Annotated in this window: 9 protein-coding genes, 1 pseudogene and 2 CRISPR repeat arrays; of the genes and pseudogenes, 3 read left to right on the forward strand and 7 right to left on the reverse strand. The window is 70.2% G+C overall.

Features of this window, described 5'->3' with window-relative positions; genetic code table 11:
• The first annotated feature begins 58 nt into the window (after positions 1-58).
• A CRISPR array of direct repeats spans positions 59-6,803; the repeat unit is 37 nt; unit sequence GTTGCGATCCTCGCCCGGCGTGGTGGCCGGGCGCAGC.
• Between the two features lie 137 nt (positions 6,804-6,940).
• The 7 genes and pseudogenes from ACZ6Q9_RS19585 to cas3 all read right to left on the reverse strand — a co-directional run.
• Positions 6,941-8,122 (reverse strand): annotated as a pseudogene (locus ACZ6Q9_RS19585) (type I-C CRISPR-associated protein Cas8c/Csd1); the annotation flags it as partial.
• The gene (cas5c, locus tag ACZ6Q9_RS19590) at positions 8,032-8,640 is read right to left on the reverse strand and encodes a type I-C CRISPR-associated protein Cas5c (protein ID WP_396827230.1); all 609 of its coding nucleotides are present in this window, start codon (positions 8,638-8,640) and stop codon (positions 8,032-8,034) included. The gene cas5c (ACZ6Q9_RS19590) and the pseudogene ACZ6Q9_RS19585, both read right to left, overlap by 91 nt.
• A 20-nt stretch (positions 8,641-8,660) precedes the next feature.
• Positions 8,661-9,671: direct repeats of the CRISPR family, unit length 37 nt; unit sequence GTTGCGATCCTCGCCCGACGCGGTGGCCGGGCGCAGC.
• 714 nt (positions 9,672-10,385) lie between these two features.
• On the reverse strand, positions 10,386-11,282 hold the full coding sequence (gene cas7c, locus ACZ6Q9_RS19595) for a type I-C CRISPR-associated protein Cas7/Csd2 (protein WP_396827232.1): 897 nt from the start codon (positions 11,280-11,282) through the stop codon (positions 10,386-10,388).
• The gene (locus tag ACZ6Q9_RS19600) at positions 11,279-13,165 is read right to left on the reverse strand and encodes a type I-C CRISPR-associated protein Cas8c/Csd1 (RefSeq protein WP_396827234.1); all 1,887 of its coding nucleotides are present in this window, start codon (positions 13,163-13,165) and stop codon (positions 11,279-11,281) included. Before ACZ6Q9_RS19600 ends, cas7c begins: the two co-directional genes overlap by 4 nt.
• Positions 13,165-13,833: a type I-C CRISPR-associated protein Cas5c gene (gene cas5c / locus ACZ6Q9_RS19605; RefSeq protein ID WP_396827236.1), complete on the reverse strand. Its 669-nt coding sequence runs from the start codon at positions 13,831-13,833 to the stop codon at positions 13,165-13,167. The genes ACZ6Q9_RS19600 and cas5c (ACZ6Q9_RS19605) overlap by 1 nt, the downstream gene beginning before the upstream one ends.
• 513 nt (positions 13,834-14,346) lie before the next feature.
• The gene (locus ACZ6Q9_RS19610) at positions 14,347-14,520 is read right to left on the reverse strand and encodes a hypothetical protein (protein ID WP_396827237.1); all 174 of its coding nucleotides are present in this window, start codon (positions 14,518-14,520) and stop codon (positions 14,347-14,349) included.
• Positions 14,521-14,611: 91 nt separating this feature from the next.
• On the reverse strand, positions 14,612-16,867 hold the full coding sequence (cas3, locus tag ACZ6Q9_RS19615) for a CRISPR-associated helicase Cas3' (RefSeq protein ID WP_396827239.1): 2,256 nt from the start codon (positions 16,865-16,867) through the stop codon (positions 14,612-14,614).
• A gap of 233 nt (positions 16,868-17,100) precedes the next feature.
• Here cas3 and ACZ6Q9_RS19620 point away from each other — a divergent pair, with 233 nt between their 5' ends.
• The 3 genes from ACZ6Q9_RS19620 (at position 17,101) to ACZ6Q9_RS19630 (ending at position 19,234) form a co-directional block, all read left to right on the forward strand.
• Entirely contained in the window at positions 17,101-17,238 is a 138-nt protein-coding gene (locus ACZ6Q9_RS19620) for a hypothetical protein (protein ID WP_396827241.1), read from the forward strand.
• 39 nt (positions 17,239-17,277) lie between these two features.
• Complete coding sequence (locus ACZ6Q9_RS19625; protein WP_396827243.1) at positions 17,278-17,775, forward strand: protein-tyrosine phosphatase family protein; 498 nt, start codon at positions 17,278-17,280, stop codon at positions 17,773-17,775.
• Positions 17,776-18,685: 910 nt separating this feature from the next.
• Positions 18,686-19,234 (forward strand): hypothetical protein, encoded by a 549-nt coding sequence (locus tag ACZ6Q9_RS19630; RefSeq protein ID WP_466021417.1) that lies wholly within the window; start codon positions 18,686-18,688, stop codon positions 19,232-19,234.
• The last annotated feature ends 8 nt before the right edge of the window (positions 19,235-19,242 follow it).

A 19,242-nucleotide genomic window follows, 5' to 3' on the forward strand; every position in this document is an offset into this window, starting at 1 on the left:
GGCGTGGTGGCCGGGCGCAGCCGTACCGCTCGCCCAGGTAGACGCTCGTGCACCCGTCGTTGCGATCCTCGCCCGGCGTGGTGGCCGGGCGCAGCCGTACCGCTCGCCCAGGTAGACGCTCGTGCACCCGTCGTTGCGATCCTCGCCCGGCGTGGTGGCCGGGCGCAGCGGAACAGCTCTTGGCGCTGGGCGATGCTCATGCGCTTGTTGCGATCCTCGCCCGGCGTGGTGGCCGGGCGCAGCGCACGAAGGACGGCTCCGCCACTGACGTCATCGCCCTGTTGCGATCCTCGCCCGGCGTGGTGGCCGGGCGCAGCAAGGAGCGGCAGAGGGAGATCGAGCGGCAGATCCGGTTGCGATCCTCGCCCGGCGTGGTGGCCGGGCGCAGCGCGGCGCGGCGTGGCGAGCTGCCGTGGCTCAAGTACATGTTGCGATCCTCGCCCGGCGTGGTGGCCGGGCGCAGCTGCCGGTCTGCTTGAGGGTGACGGAGTCGGTGCTGCCGTTGCGATCCTCGCCCGGCGTGGTGGCCGGGCGCAGCACCCTCACGGTCGCGGTCGCGGTGACTCGCTGGCGGACGTTGCGATCCTCGCCCGGCGTGGTGGCCGGGCGCAGCGGGTGTCATCGACGGGCCGCACGGCCTGTCGCTGGTGACGGTTGCGATCCTCGCCCGGCGTGGTGGCCGGGCGCAGCCACCCCGGGCAAACTCCAATCAGTCATTCGGACCACGCCGTTGCGATCCTCGCCCGGCGTGGTGGCCGGGCGCAGCCATCCCCGGAAAGGTCAAATCATGCATTGGCCGAAATTGTTGCGATCCTCGCCCGGCGTGGTGGCCGGGCGCAGCTGGATCCTGGACACCGTGGACGGGACGGTCCACACGCGGTTGCGATCCTCGCCCGGCGTGGTGGCCGGGCGCAGCCAGTGCGAGCAGACCGTCAAGGCTGTGCAGGCGTGGAAGTTGCGATCCTCGCCCGGCGTGGTGGCCGGGCGCAGCGCGGGTGCAGCAACTGCATTACCCGGTTCGGCACGAAGTTGCGATCCTCGCCCGGCGTGGTGGCCGGGCGCAGCGGTTCGGGCTGCCCCCGTCGCGGCCTTTCGCCCGGCCGTTGCGATCCTCGCCCGGCGTGGTGGCCGGACGCAGCGCTCGCCGGCCTTCTCCGCGGCGTCGCCGACGTCCTTGTTGCGATCCTCGCCCGGCGTGGTGGCCGGGCGCAGCGCTCTGCGCCTGCCGGCCTCTTGGTAGGAGTGGGCACCGGTTGCGATCCTCGCCCGGCGTGGTGGCCGGGCGCAGCTCCACAGCACCCAGCGGGGCACGAGCTGCTCGACGGTCGTTGCGATCCTCGCCCGGCGTGGTGGCCGGGCGCAGCTGCTTGCGTTGGAGTCGGGCCACACGTGGCGGGTGTGGGTTGCGATCCTCGCCCGGCGTGGTGGCCGGGCGCAGCTGAGCACTGCCTGATCCTCCGCGGACATGTCCAGCCCGTTGCGATCCTCGCCCGGCGTGGTGGCCGGGCGCAGCGCACCAGGGCGCCGCACGCCGTGCACGGCTTCGGCGGGTTGCGATCCTCGCCCGGCGTGGTGGCCGGGCGCAGCGCACCCCGCCGATGACGTCCATGTCGACGAGGTAGTCGTTGCGATCCTCGCCCGGCGTGGTGGCCGGGCGCAGCCTGGCAGTAGTAGAGCAGTTTATGCAGCTTCTTGACCGGTTGCGATCCTCGCCCGGCGTGGTGGCCGGGCGCAGCCGTGTCCAGCACGATGAACCGCACCCGCCCGATGACGTTGCGATCCTCGCCCGGCGTGGTGGCCGGGCGCAGCCCTCACTCAACGCCCGCCAGATGAGGCCGGAGCAGTCGTTGCGATCCTCGCCCGGCGTGGTGGCCGGGCGCAGCACCCGGCGGCGCCAGCCGACCTTGTAGCCGCGCCGGTTGTTGCGATCCTCGCCCGGCGTGGTGGCCGGGCGCAGCCTCTCGGCCTGGAGCACCGCGAGCGCGGTCAGCTCGGCGTTGCGATCCTCGCCCGGCGTGGTGGCCGGGCGCAGCCACTGGCGTGCTTCATCGCCCGCGACCGGCGGCCGGTGTTGCGATCCTCGCCCGGCGTGGTGGCCGGGCGCAGCTGCCCGCCGCGCAGCGGGCCGCGCTCGACGCCGTGTTGCGATCCTCGCCCGGCGTGGTGGCCGGGCGCAGCCCTTCTCCACCTGCGCCGGGCTCGGCTTCTCCGTCGAGTTGCGATCCTCGCCCGGCGTGGTGGCCGGGCGCAGCTCGTCCCGATCATGTACGTCACCAACCCGTACTCGATCAAGTTGCGATCCTCGCCCGGCGTGGTGGCCGGGCGCAGCTGTCTCCAGGCCGGTGAGCGGGTCCACGGTCTTACGGTTGCGATCCTCGCCCGGCGTGGTGGCCGGGCGCAGCGGTCCAGCCCTCGGGTCACCAGCCACACCGGCAGCACGTTGCGATCCTCGCCCGGCGTGGTGGCCGGGCGCAGCGTTGGCCCGGCCTCGGCGGAGGACATCGTCATACCAGTTGCGATCCTCGCCCGGCGTGGTGGCCGGGCGCAGCTAGTAGGGCTCGACTGCCGTGACGGTGCCCGAGGCGGTGTTGCGATCCTCGCCCGGCGTGGTGGCCGGGCGCAGCATCGCAGCATGGCTGCGATCCCCTCAGGGTTCTCCGTGTTGCGATCCTCGCCCGGCGTGGTGACCGGGCGCAGCTCGCCCAGGTCAGGGGCCACCAGGTTGATCAGCGGGGCGTTGCGATCCTCGCCCGGCGTGGTGGCCGGGCGCAGCTACATGGGCAACCAGGGCCTACGCAGCCAGGGTGTGCTGTTGCGATCCTCGCCCGGCGTGGTGGCCGGGCGCAGCTCCGGGCGCTCCTGGGGGCCCTGGAGGCGTCCGACCGTGTTGCGATCCTCGCCCGGCGTGGTGGCCGGGCGCAGCACCCGTCTTCCGCACACCTGTTCGACCCGAAGGATGGGCTGTTGCGATCCTCGCCCGGCGTGGTGGCCGGGCGCAGCGTCGCGTCGATGTCCCCCGCAGACGTTCGCCATCTTCCCGTTGCGATCCTCGCCCGGCGTGGTGGCCGGGCGCAGCGGCGACCGCGCCCTTCTCCCAGGCCCGCTCGATCAGGGCGTTGCGATCCTCGCCCGGCGTGGTGGCCGGGCGCAGCCCGGTCGGGCAGCTGCCCGCGCCCTGGGCGTCGATGAGTTGCGATCCTCGCCCGGCGTGGTGGCCGGGCGCAGCTCGGTGCAGATGGCGTTCGCCGAGGTTGCGACCCAGGTTGCGATCCTCGCCCGGCGTGGTGGCCGGGCGCAGCGCCGACCACCGCGCCGAGGCGATGCGCCTGGCGGCTGCGTTGCGATCCTCGCCCGGCGTGGTGGCCGGGCGCAGCCCCGCTCGTTGGTCGCCGTGAGGGTCGGGGGCTCGCTGTTGCGATCCTCGCCCGGCGTGGTGGCCGGGCGCAGCTCCGGCCGCCACCTGCGCCAGCCCACCCCGCGCCAGGTGTTGCGATCCCCGCCCGGCGTGGTGGCCGGGCGCAGCCCCGCACGGCATCCCCTACGGCGGGACCTACTCGAAGGGTTGCGATCCTCGCCCGGCGTGGTGGCCGGGCGCAGCGCACTTCAGCAGGTCAACGAGCTGCAAGAGAGGACCAAGGTTGCGATCCTCGCCCGGCGTGGTGGCCGGGCGCAGCCCCGTGCGAGACGTGCGGCGAGCCGACGATGATCCGCGTGTTGCGATCCTCGCCCGGCGTGGTGGCCGGGCGCAGCTGGCACTGGCCGTCGATGATCACCATCTGGCACATCGTTGCGATCCTCGCCCGGCGTGGTGGCCGGGCGCAGCCCATCACATCTCCCTGCGGTCGCTGCACCGACTCTTCGAGTTGCGATCCTCGCCCGGCGTGGTGGCCGGGCGCAGCGGGACGCGATCAAGGAGACCACGCGGGCCATCACGGAGTTGCGATCCTCGCCCGGCGTGGTGGCCGGGCGCAGCTGCGTGGCCCGGTCGGCGAGGTCGGCGTACCCGTGGGCGTTGCGATCCTCGCCCGGCGTGGTGGCCGGGCGCAGCAACCTGGCCACCCGCACCGACCGGTTCTGGATCTCGTTGCGATCCTCGCCCGGCGTGGTGGCCGGGCGCAGCCTTGTCGGCTCCCACCGCGATCGGATCATCCGTAGCGAGTTGCGATCCTCGCCCGGCGTGGTGGCCGGGCGCAGCCTGGCCGACCGCGATAAGCGGGCCGGAATCCGCGATGTTGCGATCCTCGCCCGGCGTGGTGGCCGGGCGCAGCCCGGGCCCGCTCATCGAGGAGCGCGAGCAGCGAGCCGCGTTGCGATCCTCGCCCGGCGTGGTGGCCGGGCGCAGCACGGCAGCGACCCGCTCGGTTCGCACGTGGAGACGACGTTGCGATCCTCGCCCGGCGTGGTGGCCGGGCGCAGCACCTCGCTGGCGCAGGCGATCGGCCGCGGCCGGTACGTGTTGCGATCCTCGCCCGGCGTGGTGGCCGGGCGCAGCTTGCCCTGCCGGGTGATGACGTCGCGGGCCCCCTGGTGGTTGCGATCCTCGCCCGGCGTGGTGGCCGGGCGCAGCACCTCGACCAACCCGACGCCGACGCCTGGTTCATCGAGTTGCGATCCTCGCCCGGCGTGGTGGCCGGGCGCAGCGGCGGCGGCCCGCCACGAGTTGCCCTTCTCCTGGGGGAAGTTGCGATCCTCGCCCGGCGTGGTGGCCGGGCGCAGCTACCCGAATACGACCCACGAAAGCGATAGGAGAGCGACTGTGTTGCGATCCTCGCCCGGCGTGGTGGCCGGGCGCAGCGCTGCGAGTGCCGGTACAGACCGCCGGGCACGGCGATGTTGCGATCCTCGCCCGGCGTGGTGGCCGGGCGCAGCCCAGCATCGACCACCTCGCCAACGACACCACCCGCCGCGTTGCGATCCTCGCCCGGCGTGGTGGCCGGGCGCAGCCGGGCGCAGTACGAGGTACTGCGGCTGTTCGCCTGCCGGTTGCGATCCTCGCCCGGCGTGGTGGCCGGGCGCAGCGTGCCAAAATCGTCATGATCGGTTCCCGTTCTTTGAGGGTTGCGATCCTCGCCCGGCGTGGTGGCCGGGCGCAGCCTCGGCGTGGCGGGGTGGACACCGCACCCCCCGCCGGAGTTGCGATCCTCGCCCGGCGTGGTGGCCGGGCGCAGCCCTTACGCCGCAAGGGTTTCAGGGTTGCAGCGGAGCGGTTGCGATCCTCGCCCGGCGTGGTGGCCGGGCGCAGCCGCGGCAAGCTCGTCGGCGTCTACGCGTACGCCCGCATGTTGCGATCCTCGCCCGGCGTGGTGGCCGGGCGCAGCGAAGCGTGCGGGTGAAGTCGCCGACCAGGCCTTCGGGTTGCGATCCTCGCCCGGCGTGGTGGCCGGGCGCAGCAGGCACAGAAGACTCCGCCCCCGGTGCCGGAGCCGGAGTTGCGATCCTCGCCCGGCGTGGTGGCCGGGCGCAGCCTCTCGGTGATGAGCTCGTTGAAGCGCTGCTCGCCAACGTTGCGATCCTCGCCCGGCGTGGTGGCCGGGCGCAGCACCCCGGGCGGCTCGTCCGCCACCTCCGCCGCGTCGTTGCGATCCTCGCCCGGCGTGGTGGCCGGGCGCAGCGCCCTCTGCTCGCAGACCGATCCGGAGGCGTTCTACCCGGTTGCGATCCTCGCCCGGCGTGGTGGCCGGGCGCAGCCCGTCGCGACGGGCTGCGGTTCATCTACCCCGGCAAGGTTGCGATCCTCGCCCGGCGTGGTGGCCGGGCGCAGCTCGCGCCCTGCGGGTTGCCGTAGCCGAGCCGGGCGAGCGTTGCGATCCTCGCCCGGCGTGGTGGCCGGGCGCAGCACCCGCAGCCAGGACGGGGATGTACGGGCCGATCGAGGCGTTGCGATCCTCGCCCGGCGTGGTGGCCGGGCGCAGCTTCGCCCTGTTCGGGATCCGCCCCCAGGTCGAGCCGAAGTTGCGATCCTCGCCCGGCGTGGTGGCCGGGCGCAGCCGGAGCGGTACGGGTGCTAGCGACTCCGCCCCGACAGGTTGCGATCCTCGCCCGGCGTGGTGGCCGGGCGCAGCGTGCGGGTCCCGGTCGGCTGGCCCGGCGGGAGCGGGTTGCGATCCTCGCCCGGCGTGGTGGCCGGGCGCAGCGGGCGACTGATCGCGCCCTGCCTTGATCGCGTCCCGGTTGCGATCCTCGCCCGGCGTGGTGGCCGGGCGCAGCTTCACGAGCGTGCCGACTCGGCCGCCGATCGTGGAGTTGCGATCCTCGCCCGGCGTGGTGGCCGGGCGCAGCGTCGGGCTCGGGGCCGTGTCCGAGGTGGACGTGGAGTGGTTGCGATCCTCGCCCGGCGTGGTGGCCGGGCGCAGCGGCCGAGATCCCCGTTAGGTCGGTCCCCTCCACGACCCGTTGCGATCCTCGCCCGGCGTGGTGGCCGGGCGCAGCCGGTGAAGCGCCGCTACCTCACCACCATCGGACTCATCGTTGCGATCCTCGCCCGGCGTGGTGGCCGGGCGCAGCTCGAGGACCCGGACCCCGGCGCCGAGCTGGACCTGTCGTTGCGATCCTCGCCCGGCGTGGTGGCCGGGCGCAGCTGTCGCCGTCCAGGGCGCCAGCGGCAACGTCCTGCTTGTTGCGATCCTCGCCCGGCGTGGTGGCCGGGCGCAGCCCTCTTGCCCATCGTGTGTTTCTCCATCCCTCGTAGTGGCGTTGCGATCCTCGCCCGGCGTGGTGGCCGGGCGCAGCCCGGGCCGGCACCCGCCGGCCCGGCTCACTCCACACGGTTGCGATCCTCGCCCGGCGTGGTGGCCGGGCGCAGCGCGCTCGCCGGCGGCCCGGAGTGGGCGCCGAGCAGCCGGTGGAACACGTCGGGCGGTCGGTGCTCGCCGGACGCCCCGAACTTGGTCCAAGTACCGGGGCCTCCGTTGCGTCCGGCCTCGAACCGCCCCGCCGCCCGTGCCAGCTGGGAGACCTTGACCTCCACCACCTCACTGGTCCAAACGTCGACGATCTTGTGGTCGTCGAACCAGGCCCGGACGTTGTCCTTCACCTGGCGGATCGGCTGTTCAACCCAGTCCCGTACGACCACCCGGGCGACGTTGCCGCCCACGGTCACCGAGCAGTACCGGGACAGATCGTCGACCGCTGCTTCCTTGCCGCTGGCGGGGCCCACGATCAGGTTCTGAATCTGGGTCGGGTCCAGTTGCTCGACGGTCGCCCACGGGTCGAACGTCGACCCGCCCAGCACCCACCAGGCGAGCCGGGCGTTCTGCCCGGACAGTGCGGTGCTGTGCAGCGGATCGGAGAGCAGACCGGTCAGCGCGGTCATGAACTTGAGGCCACAGTCGGTGCAGATCGGAGTGTTGGTGAGGAACTTCTGCAGCTCGTAGCCGTGCGCGGCCTCGTTCATGCTGACCAGCGACGCGCTTTGGGTGGCGCCGGGCAGCCACCGCCGAGGAATCTGCTGAGGCACAGTCTTGAGCAACGGCTGCACCTGCCCGCAGACCAGACACAGCCCGGACCGCCCCGAACCCTTCCGGTCGCCGGCCACCCCGGCCCAGAACCGCCGCGCCGCACCGGTGTCCGCCGCGTAGACCCCGTCGACCCAGAAGCCGATCAGGTCACCCCTGCTCCAGTCAGCCGGCGGTTGCAGCGTGCCGGCATGCCCGTCCCGGTAGAAGGCGGCGATGGCCGGGCCCGGGCCGTCAGGTTCGGCGGCGGCCCAGTCGGCGATCAGGGCGCGGAAGGCGTCGTACTGTTTCGCAACCCGCTCCGGCTTGGTGCCCTCCGAGATCCAGCCGAAGACGTACTCGCCGTTGTCGACAGCGAGCGCGGGCGAGATCCCAACGGTCCGGGTCACCGCCGGCACCAGCCGCTGCGCGCCGAAACGGCGCTGCGGATCGTCCTTATCGGCGGTGCTGACAAGGACTCCCCGGGGCACGCCGTTCCCGTCGATCTCCAGGCTCCACCGCACGGGCTTCCGAGCGTAGAACGCCGGGATGACGTCGGCGCTGGTGTCGGCGTACTCCACCAGCCGTTGCAGCAGCACTAGGCCACCTGACCTTCCACCGGAAGCGCCAGCTCGATCCCTCGCTCGGGCACGTAGAGCACACCGTCGACGACCCGAGCCGCGAACCACTCCATCCTCGGCTGGGCGGATTTCCCGTCCCGGTGGATGGAGTGCAGCATGATGCCGATCTCCTCGTTGACGTCCGCGCGCCGAGTGTCATCCGGCCAGCCGAACTCGGCGCTGAACTCGCGAGTGCCGAGGTACGGCTGCTGGAAGCAGGCTCCCTTGCGGACCCTGCGACGAAGCTGGTCCCGGTAGGCCGCGACCGGCTTGTCCGCGTGCGCGGCCAACTCGATGTGGGCGTGGATCCGGTACGCCACGTCGCGCAGGCAGACGGCGTTGCGTTGATCGCGGTGCGCGGCCGTGTCCACCCGGCGAGTGCCCTTGATCGCCTCGGCCAGCGGCGCAACGTCGGACGTTTCGTTGCGCCGGAGCGAGAACTGCTTCACCGGCTTGAGCACCTCGATCGCGACCACCTGGTACCGCATCTCCGGCTTCCAGAAGATCGATTCAAGTACGCCCACCGCAGCCGACGGAGTCATCACCGGATAGCGTGGCCGGGCGCAGCAGTACCGCAGCCGGTGCATGGTGACATCGGGGTGGCCGAGTTGCGATCCTCGCCCGACGCGGTGGCCGGCGCAAGGGCGGCGACCGCTGCCGACACTGCCCCGGCGGAGGAGAGGTTGCGATCCTCGCCCGACGCGGTGGCCGGGCGCAGCTACCGGTGTGGCCGGCCGTTGAGCAGGTTCCACCGCTGGTTGCGATCCTCGCCCGGCGCGGTGGTCGGGCGCAGCGCGCCGACGCCGGCCGCGACGCAGTCGCCCCGAGCCTCGTTGCGATCCTCGCCCGACGCGGTGGCCGGGCGCAGCGACCGGAGCCCGCTGACCGGGCACCTGTTCGCGATGGGGTTGCGATCCTCGCCCGACGCGGTGGCCGGGCGCAGCTTCCGCACGCTGGCCACGGCCAAGACCACGGCAACGTTGCGATCCTCGCCCGACGCGGTGGCCGGGCGCAGCGCCCGTACGTCCGGGTGTCCACGGACCTTTCGCTGAACCCGTTGCGATCCTCGCCCGACACGGTGGCCGGGCGCAGCCGTCGCCGACGCCGCGAAGACGTGGCGGGCACAGTTCGCGTTGCGATCCTCGTCCGACGCGGTGGCCGGGCGCAGCCCGGGGAGGCCACCCGCGCGAGCCAGTCCAGGGAGGCGTTGCGATCCTCGCCCGACGCGGTGGCCGGGCGCAGCCACAGTCCCCCGGCTGGTGGATGCAGCGGCTGTTCAAGTTGCGATCCTCGCCCGACGCGGTGGCCGGGCGCAGCCGTTGCGCACCCGGCTCGCGCAGGCGGCCCTGGTCGGGGTTGCGACCCTCGCCCGACGCGGTGGCCGGGCGCAACCGCCTGAGACCCCGTCCGGGCCGCCCGGCCCGAAACACAGTTGCGATCCTCGCCCGGCTCGGTGGCCGGGCGCAGCCAGGCCGTGTGGTGGGTTCCCGCCCTCGCCGACCCGGAGTTGCGATCCTCGCCCGACGCGGTGGCCGGGCGCAGCGGGGTGACACCGACAGCGGGAGCGTGTCACCCGAAGGCGTTGCGATCCTCGCCCGACGCGGTGGCCGGGCGCAGCGTGCGGACACGCCAAGGCCTCCCACCGGACCGCCATGCGCGCGACGAGGGTCCTGGGGTGCTCGTCTGGTTCAACTCGGACTGAACAAGGCGCTAACCGACTTCGATGCAGACCCTAGCCGGAGTTCTGCCCGGACAGGGCGGTGCTGTGCAGCGGACCGGGGAGCAGCCCGGTCAGCGCGATCATGGACTTGAGGCCGCAGCTAATGCCGGTCATCATTGGTCGTTGCGATCCTCGTCTGGCGCGGGGACTGGGCGCAGCGCGGCCTGCACGGTGGCCTTCCACACGTCGGCCAAGCCGTGGCGATCGCCGCGTGGCGGGGGGACCGGGCGCAGCACGAGCAGCCCGTCGTCGTGGGGCCGGGTCCTGCACAACTATCGTGACATTCCGGTCAGCATCCTGGGAGTATGGCTCCTCCAATGGCTGGTTGATCTTCGGGTCGGCGGTGTTGGCGATGATGGTCGCCGGGCCGCCGCTTGGGCAGTACAGGTGAACCCGGCCGATGAACCACGACGTCACGCCGAGGCCGCGGTGGGCCTCATGTAGGGCGGCGATCCTCAGCACTGGCAGGTCGTGGCCTTCACCGAGGCCGCCGCCTCAGGCTGCGCCCGGTCGGCTGGCCTGGCGGGGACAGTAGGCGTGATGTTCAGCGCTGGCAGGCTGATGCGGTTGGCGTTGCTGTCCTCGTCAGGCCACCCGACCGGGCGTTGTGTCTCAGTGGTGCAGAGTGTCGAAGGTGATGCCGGTTGGAAGGTCGCCGACGTCGGCGCTGACCTTGTAGTCGGTGAATGCCCGGGGGGCGGTGACGCCGGTGCATTGTTCGATGCGAATACGGTCGAGTAGGGGTTGGGCCGGGGCCTTGCCGAACGCGTCGTCGTGACTGAAGACGAACAGTCCGCGGAGCGTCATGATGCCGCGGGTGGCGGTGCGGTCGTGGTCGAACATGAATTGCAGGGTCCGGTAGAGGGCGGTGAGGTCCTCGGCGGTGACTCCGGTCTTTGTAGCGAGGGCCGCCGAGTAGTGGAACTGGGCGCGGTAGAGGCCGTAGGGGACGGTCCACTTGCCCCCCATCTCGGTTCTTTCGCCTTTGTCGATGTCCTCTTGCCGGGTTTGGGTGACGCGAGTGATGGCGTGGGAGACCGGCAGGACGGGGTCGATGGAGCGGGCCATGCCGAACTGCAGGGGCCCGCGGATCTGGCCGAGTGCTTTGGTCTCGCCGGTGGACAGCACGGCGCCGAACAACCGGACGTCGACGTACCGGTTGGTCATCCACTGGCGGGCCTGCTCGGCCTGTTCGGGGGTGATCTTCCGGGACTTCAGCTCGATACCGGTCGCGGTGTAGGACTCCGCGGCGCGGGTGTTGAGGGCGTGCCCGGCCTCGACGAAGATCTGGTACCGGTCGGACGGGTATCCGAGGTTGTCAGCGGTGAGGCCGATGGTGTCGCGGATTTTGCGCTTGAGGGCGACGTCGGTGACGAGTCCGTGTCCGGTGGCTTCGTCGACGCGGGGGCGGTTGCCGCCGTCGGGGTCCCCGTTGGGATTGCCGTCGGTGACGTCGAAGAGGATCAGTCCGTCGTGACGGACCCGGGGGTTGATCGTCTGGTCGTTCACTGCTTGTTGATCCCTTCGTCGATGGGGTCGGGGGTCTGGTCGGCTGGCAGGCCCTCGGTCGGGACCTCGGGCGCCTTGCCTGCGGTGGCCATGCGGATGTCGTGGGCCTGTTGGTGGAAGTACCCGAGGATGAACCAGGACTGGCTTTCTGCGGTCGCCAGTGGTGCAGCCGGCTCGGTGAGGCGGTCCTGGAGCTCGCGGATGCGGATGCGGTATGCGGTGGCGGCTCCGGCCGCTTTTTGCGCTCGGTCCTTGCTGGCGCGGTCGAAACCCCGCTCGCGGGCCATGCTGTCGAGTTTCTTGAGCCAGGCGGGGTAGAGCTGGAACCCTTGGACCAATGCGACGCGGGGGTTGGCGACCGCGCCGGCGAAGTAGCGGTGGAAAAACGTGGCGTTGGGAAGGTCGTCCTTGCCGTTGACGCGGCGTTGCAGGGACTCCAGGACGGCAAACAGTCGACCGTGTAGGTAGGCGGGGTTGTTCTGGGTCTCGTCGAGCACGGCTGCGGGTCCTTCTCCGGTGCGTTGCGGGTGACGGGTGAGGGCGACCCGCAGCAGCGCGGCTCGTGGGCCGTCCAGGTGCAGGTCGGTGCGGATGCGGCGGACGATGTGTGCCAGCACGTGCGGTGGCAGGGTTCCTCCGTACAGACCGCTGTGCAGCAGAAGTTGGGCGAGATCATCTGGGCGGTCTGCAGCCTTGTCCGCCAGCGGGATGTAGCGGCCAGACACGACCGCGGACGTGTCGGGTAACCATTGGCCGGCGCTGAGCACCAGCAGCCAGAGCGGGTACCCGGTCGGCGTGTTCTGGCTGCGCGTGAGGATCTGGTGGTCACGGAACCAGGTGTCGACGTTGTTTTCCGCTTGGCTCAAGGGCATCTCGACCCAGTGGTGCACGACAAGGCGTGCCACGTTGCCCGACAAGGTGGCTGAGCAGAACGTGAGTTCAGGTGACGGCCGCCGTCGCTTCTCCCCGGTGACAAGGGCCTGCAGGTAGCCGGCGATCTGCTCCGGCTTACTGTCGAGCATGCGGATCGTGTCGCTGCTGGCGCCGTCGCTGACCCACCACGCGAGACGGGTCCGTTGCCGAGGGTAGGTGAAGGTGAACTGGCCGTCGGACAGGATGGTGTGCAGGTTCGCCACGGCCGCCTGCCCACAGGACACGCAGATTGGTGACCCCACCAGGCCTTCGTTGAAGTCGTAGGTGTGGATGCGTTTGTTGGCCGACACCAACGCGACTTCTTGGTCAGCACGAGGTATCAGTGCTTTGGGCAGTGCCTGGGGTATGCGGTCCAGCAGCGGCCGGTCCGGCTGCGCACACACGAGACACAGCCCGTGCCGGCCACCTCCGTCCGCGGACCCGCTTTTGCGCTCCTGCACAACGGTTTCCCACAGCGCCCACAGCGAGTCGCGGAGGGTAACACGCCAGTCGTCCACGGCCACGATCATGAGATCGCGTGAAGACCACGTCCGGCCCTGCGGGGGCTGAGGCATCTCACCGCGGTCGTAGAAGGCGGCCATCGCCCGTGCGGCGGGATCGTCGGGAAACTCACCCGCCCACCGGCGGGTCAGACCGACGAACGCGCGGTGGGCCTCAGCCACCCGCTCCGGCTTAACTTTGTCGTCTACCCATCCCAGCACGTACTGCGCGTCGTCCGCGCCCAAGCCGGGGGCAATGCCCGAGGTGCGCCCGGCATTAGGCACGAGGATTGGCCGACCGAACTTCGTCGACCGCTGCGAGGAGTCGGCAAGGTCCGCCAGATCCACGACTTGGCCGTCGGCGTCGAGGTTCAGCTGCCATCGGACGATCCGCTCGCGGCTGTACGGACGCTGGGTCCGATCATCATCGCTGGCGGGCTGTTGGAAGGACACGAGACGGCGTAGCAGCATCAGGCTGGCTCCGCAGTCTGTGCTGCCGAGCCTGGAATCCCCTGCCGAGGAATGTTGAGCACCCCGCGATCCAGACGGGCGGTAAACCAGTCGAACCGTGTCGGTGGGCCGTGGTGGATGCGGTGCAACATGATCCCAAGGTCCTCGGTGACGTCGATCGGCTTGCGCTCATCAGGTGGGAAGAACGCGGCGGGAAACTCTCGAGCCCCCAGATAAGGCTGCTGGAAGCAAGCTCCCCGGCTGACCCTGCGCCGCAGCTGATCCCGATAGGCGGCCTCGTTCTTGTCCGCGTGCCTCAGTAGCTCGACGTGGGCGTAGATGCGGTACTCCACATCCCGCAGACATAGGGCGCTGCGCTGGTCACGGCTTGCCACGGTGTCGATTCGGCGCCCTTTGCTCACCGCATCGGCCAGGCTCGGCAGGTCGCTGGTCTCGTTACGGCGAAGGGTGAACTGCCGGATCGGCTGCAGCACCTCGACCTTGACCGGAACCCAGCGGAACTCCGGCTTCCAAAAGATGGCGTCCAAGACACCGGCGGCTGCGGTCGGTGTCATCACCGGATAGCTGACCCGCTCCACCCGCAGCTCCGGTCGGGTGAACAACGCACCCTCCCCTCTTACTTGCACGACGACCGGTGGATACCCGCGATCACGTGACGTTGCAGTCACAGCACCTGTCCTTTCTGATGAGCAAGGGGGAGTCACTGGGCCAACTGGTTGCCTGGTCGCAGTGGCCGGGACAGCCCAGGGATCGGGTGGAACCCGCGGACACGCTTTCGCGTGTCCGCGGGTAAAAGGACGGGACTCTCCTCCCGTCCTGTGCTGTTGCGACCCTCGGGCCCGGTGACCCGTGCCCGCTGGCACCCCCTCGCGGGAGAGCGAACCCGCTGGGACCCATCGCTGGAGACCAGCCGACTCACCATGAACTTTAGCACCGGACGAGAGGAAAGTTGACGTGCGGGCGCACGTGTCTGATTATGGAGGCTGCGGTGGGTTAACTGGGTCATCGCAAAGAGTGAGGGCGCCAGGACGGTCATGCGGTCCACATGCGCGGACGGCCCCCTGTTCCAGCAGGGGGCCGTCCTGGCGTCCGTCCAGCCAGCCAGGTAGGAGGACGCATAGGTGAGCGTACGACGGCAGACGTATTCCCAGCCAAGGGGCGCCGAGGGGAGCAAACGCTCCTCAGACGGTGCCCTGTGGCTCGCGATCGCTGCACTCGCGGCCCTGTTCAGCGGCAGTGCGGCAGGCTTGCTGGCCTGGCACGGCGGCGCCGAACCCGCCCACGCCATCCTGAGTGGCGGAGCAGCGTTCGGTGGCACCATCCTCCTGACCATGAAGCTGGTGCAGTTCATCCACGCTAGGAGCAGATGAACGACGCCGCATCGTGGGCCGCTGCGCCGAGGCGTCACCGGACGCCTCGGCAGGCACACATCTTTTGCTCCAGCGGTCACGGCAGGAAGTCCCTTCCTTGAGGGTCGAGGACTATGCCGTAGCCGTCGTCGTACTCTCCTTGCCACTCGTAGAGGTCCCCGATCACCGGAACGAGCAGCGCCGCGACCTCGCGGCGATGAGCCGTCTGCCTGCGCAGCGTGGTCATGTACGGCTGAAGGCGCCGAAGGATGCTCCGGTCCGGCTCCGGGCCCCGCAGCGTACGTAGACATTCGTCGATCAATGCGATCGCGTCTGGGTCGCCGTAGCGCACGACAACCGGCACCGTGTCATCGGGCATCATCCGGAACGCCAGTTCCCGATCCCGTGTGACGCTGCCGGCCTTCACCGGGCCGTCGGCGACAGCGGCGAAGTCCCAACGTCTACGGTTCTTCTCGATGACCTTGGCGACGCGGCCGTCGTCCTCGATGCCGAGGGTCCGATACAACCGAGGAAAGTACTTCCGTAGCGCCTCAAGATTCTCTGGGTCCGCCTTGCCAGGACCGAAGTACGCGCGTGCCTTGTCAATCTGGGTGCGATAGGACGGCGGACACCCGCCATCACTTGGGTCGAAGATGACCACCAGGCCAGCCCGCGGCCCCAGGTTTCCCTCTCGGTTGCACCGTCCGGCGACCTGCGCCATCGACTCTGGCGGCCCAACAGCGCGGAAGGCGACCGCGAAATCAAGATCGACGCCAGCCTCGACCAACGAAGTGCTGATCAGCAGGACACGCTCTCCCTCGCGGAGCAGGCGCCGAACCGCACGGAGAACAGACTGTCTATGAGCAGCGCACATGCCCGTCGACAAGTGCAGGACGGTGGTGCCGGCCTCGCACACCTCGCGGGCTGCCTGGAAGGCCCCCCGCGCGTCCCGCACCGTGTTGACCACCAACAATGCCTGTCGGTACCCGGCGGCCTCCGCCACGACATTCGCCAAGGTCAGGTCGGGGTCCAGCCGCCAGTCGAACCGTACCCGCTGGCACTGCGCGAACAGGCCAGCAGGATCCGGGATGATCTCTTTTGGCTCCAGACTCTCCAACGGACCGAGGGCTTCGACGGTGGGCTGGGTGGCCGACGCCAGCACGACTGTCACCCCGAACCGCTGGGTCAATATCCGTAACGCGTCCGCGATCTGCGGCAGGAGTCGATGCGGCAAGGCCTGCGCTTCGTCGAGCACAAGCACCGAGTTCGCGATCCGGTGCAGCTTCCGTGCTCGTGACGTCGTTCGGCCGAACAGCGACTCGAACAACTGGACGGTCGTCGTGACGATGAACGGGGCGTCCCAGTTCTCGGCCGCCAGACGCCGCCACAGACCATGCCGGCTACCCGCGTCCGTGTCGTCCATCTCGACGTGGCTATGGTGTTCGAGAACCACCGGCTCGGCCCTCGGGTCGTCCGGGTCGAGCAACGTCTTGTACACCGCTGCGTTCTGCTCCGTGATGGTGATGAATGGCACCGCCACGATCACCCGCCGCTTGCCATGCAGGGCAGCATGTTTCAACGCGAAGGCTGCGCTCGCGATGGTCTTGGCCGTACCCGTGGGAGCGGTCAACCGATACAAGCCCGGCTCGCCCTCAGCAGCCACCATCGCCGCCTCAAAGACCTGCTCCCGCTGCTGATCCATTGCTCCCGGATCACGCTCACCCAAGTACTTGGCACGACGAACCAGGAAACGATCAAGCAGAGCGGAAGCCGCCAAGTCCGACCGCACCCTCGGTGTCGAACCCTCTCGGTGCGCCTGGGTGTCCAGCGCGTCCGCGTCCACCACGCACGAGAACAGAAACCGCGCGAGAAACTCGGCCGTCAACGGATCCGCAGACCCAGCGAACTCGGCCGGCAGTGCGGGAACTTTGGAGAACAGCTCCGGCACCTCGCCTCGAAGCCACTTCTCCGCACCAGCCCATGGACCGGCCCGCAACAGGCGCTCGGCCTCCTCATCCACCCCGAAGACGGAATCGACCTTGCCCTGGTTGGTCAGCCCGCCATGATGCCCCGCGACAACGAACTCCACCGGCCTCAACCCGTGCCGCCGAGCCAACTGCACACCGAACGACTTGTGGTCGATCCCGACACGGCCGTTCGTGGGCTCCACCCGAAGCAGCTTGTCCTGCCACTCACACCAGCACTTGCCACCGTCATGGACCAGGCCCGCCCACCACGCCACCTCACCCAACCCGAACGACGACGCAAACAGACGCGCAAGACTCGCAGTACCTCGAAGGTGATCCTCCAGGCGGTGCCGAACTCCCCACCTGTTCTTGCTATGCGCCCACACGAGAACTCCCCCACTGATCCATCAGCGCTGGAACTCCACCACGGCCGTACGACAAATCTCGAGTCCCGTTTGCGAAAATGTCAAATATGTGACAGCCGGGAAGATATGAATTCGTAAGCGAATATTAATCACGTTACCGAACAGCCGTGGAAACACCGCCACCTCGATCAGCGCGAGCGCCGAAGGCATCCAGCAAAGGCCAACCCATCGAGGCCAAGGGCAACCTGCAGCGCATGCTGGTAGGCATCCCACTCACCGACGACGAACACGCCGCCGTCGACGGCTGCTGCAACGCCTCGCCGACGTCGCCACCCCCCACCGGACCGACCAACCGCAACTGCAAGCCGAACCCGGCAGGCAACTACCCCTGACCGCCTTGCCGCCAACCGGAAGGTAGGTACCGCACCCAGATGCGCCCAACCCTATTCACCATCGACCAACCCAGCGCCGGACGACTCAGCACCATGGCCAAACCCCGAGGCGGCGACTGGCTCACCGATGAAATGGCAGCCCTGCATGCCGCCGGAGTCGACATCCTCGTCTGCGCCCTCACCACGGCCGAACTCCACGAGGTCGACATCGCCGAAGAGCCCTCCGCAGCCCGCAACGCGGGCATGGAGTTCATGTCCATCCCGATCCAAGACCGCGGCGTCCCCGACCCAGCCACCGTCCTGCCCCACCTACAACGACTCGCCGAACGACTCCGCAGCGGCGTACACATCGTCACCCACTGCCGGTTCGGCATCGGCCGCGCATCACTCCTCGCCGCCGGCATCCTCGTCCTCAACGGCCTCCCGCCACACCAAGCATGGAATCAACTCGAACACGCCCGTGGCCTCGCGGTCCCAGACACTCCAGCCCAGCGCGAGTGGCCCAACGAACTACTCAAACGAGATCAACTTGACTAATTTGATTCCACAGAAGAGGGGTTGACGTTGCCCTCGACCGGCTGGGACTCCACGGCAGGATGAGGCCGGCAGTGACGGCGTCCCAGATCGCGGCGGAGGCCGATGATCAGGGAGTACAGCGCGGACAGGTCGTCGGCCTCCACCCGCTGCATCCAGTCGAGCAGCCGCTCGCCATCGGATAGGCCTCTTGATCTCCGCCATCTCGTCGCGCCCAGTCAGACTCCTGGAGCTACTCCGCGCGCCCAATACCTCCACCAGCGCCTGGCCGAGCAGAACCTGCGCCTACCCATCGCCACCGCGGCCGCGACCACGCTGCACAGGCCGCCGTCAGACGCTGGCGACGTTACGATCCGCGCGCAGGGACCGGGCGCAGCAAGCTCACCGCCGGCGACGACGTGTGGCTGTTCCTGGAGTTGCGATCCTCGCCCGGCGCGGGGACCGGGCGCAGCTGGGGCTTCTGCGTCGGCAACGCCGCCGAGATGGAGTTGCGATCCTCACCCGACGCGGTAGCCCGACGCGGTGGCCGGGCGCAGCCTCAGGTCCGGGGCGTGAGCAGGGGTGACAGGGCTCGTTGCGATCCTCGCCCGGCGCGGTGGCCGGGCGCAGCGGTGGGGCGCGATGTGGCGTCGCCGCTGGGGAGCGAGTTGCGATCCTCGCCCGGCGCGGCGGCCGGGCACAGCCCCACATTGCCAGGCTGCGGGCCACGCTCAAGCAGCAGTTGCGATCCTCGCCCGGCGCGGTGGCCGGGCGCAGCCGCGTCGGCGGCGGCGGTCACCGGTTGTCCTTCCGGTCGTTGCGATCCTCGCCCGGCGCGGTGGCCGGACGCAGCTGCTGGCCGCGTAGTACGTCCGCTCGATGACGTGCACGTTGCGATCCTCGCCCGGCGCGGTGGCCGGGGCGCAGCACCACCGTGCAGCAGCAGCAGAATCACCACCTGGTCGTGTTGCGATCCTCGCCCGGCGCGGTGGCCGGGCGCAGCCGGGAGCACCGGGTGTACCGGGTGCTGCACGACCAGCCGTTGCGATCCTCGCCCGGCGCGGTGGCCGGGCGCAGCTTGGCGGTGCCCATGGCAACGCCGAGGGTGCCGGTGACGTTGCGATCCTCGCCCGGCGCGGAGGCCAGGCGCAGCGCGGCGCGCCACCGTCGAGCGGACGACTCGCACGGAGTTGCGATCCTCGCCCGGCGCGGAGGCCGGGCGCAGCAGGTACGCGGCGTTCTCGGGCTTGTGGTAGTAGCCGGTGTTGCGATCCTCGCCCGGCGCGGAGGCCGGACGCAGCCCACGCACCACCAGCTCACCCTAGGAGACCTGATGCAGTTGCGATCCTCGCCCGGCGCGGAGGCCGGACGCAGCCTGACGGTGGATGTCGACCAGGCCGGCACCGGGGCGCAGTTGCGGTCCTCGCCCGGCGCGGAGGTCGGGCGCAGCATGCGCTTCGGGGCGGTCATCAGTGGCTCCTGACGTGGTTG

Source organism: Micromonospora sp. NPDC049139 (assembly GCF_055586845.1).

Excerpts from the sequence above, each read along its gene's own strand:
- ACZ6Q9_RS19600 (WP_396827234.1), bottom strand. The coding sequence starts at position 13,165 with ATGCTGCTACGCCGTCTCGTGTCCTTCCAACAGCCCGCCAGCGATGAT.
- cas5c (WP_396827230.1), bottom strand. The coding sequence starts at position 8,640 with ATGCACCGGCTGCGGTACTGCTGCGCCCGGCCACGCTATCCGGTGATG.
- ACZ6Q9_RS19625 (WP_396827243.1), top strand. The coding sequence starts at position 17,278 with ATGCGCCCAACCCTATTCACCATCGACCAACCCAGCGCCGGACGACTC.
- ACZ6Q9_RS19620 (WP_396827241.1), top strand. The coding sequence starts at position 17,101 with ATGCTGGTAGGCATCCCACTCACCGACGACGAACACGCCGCCGTCGAC.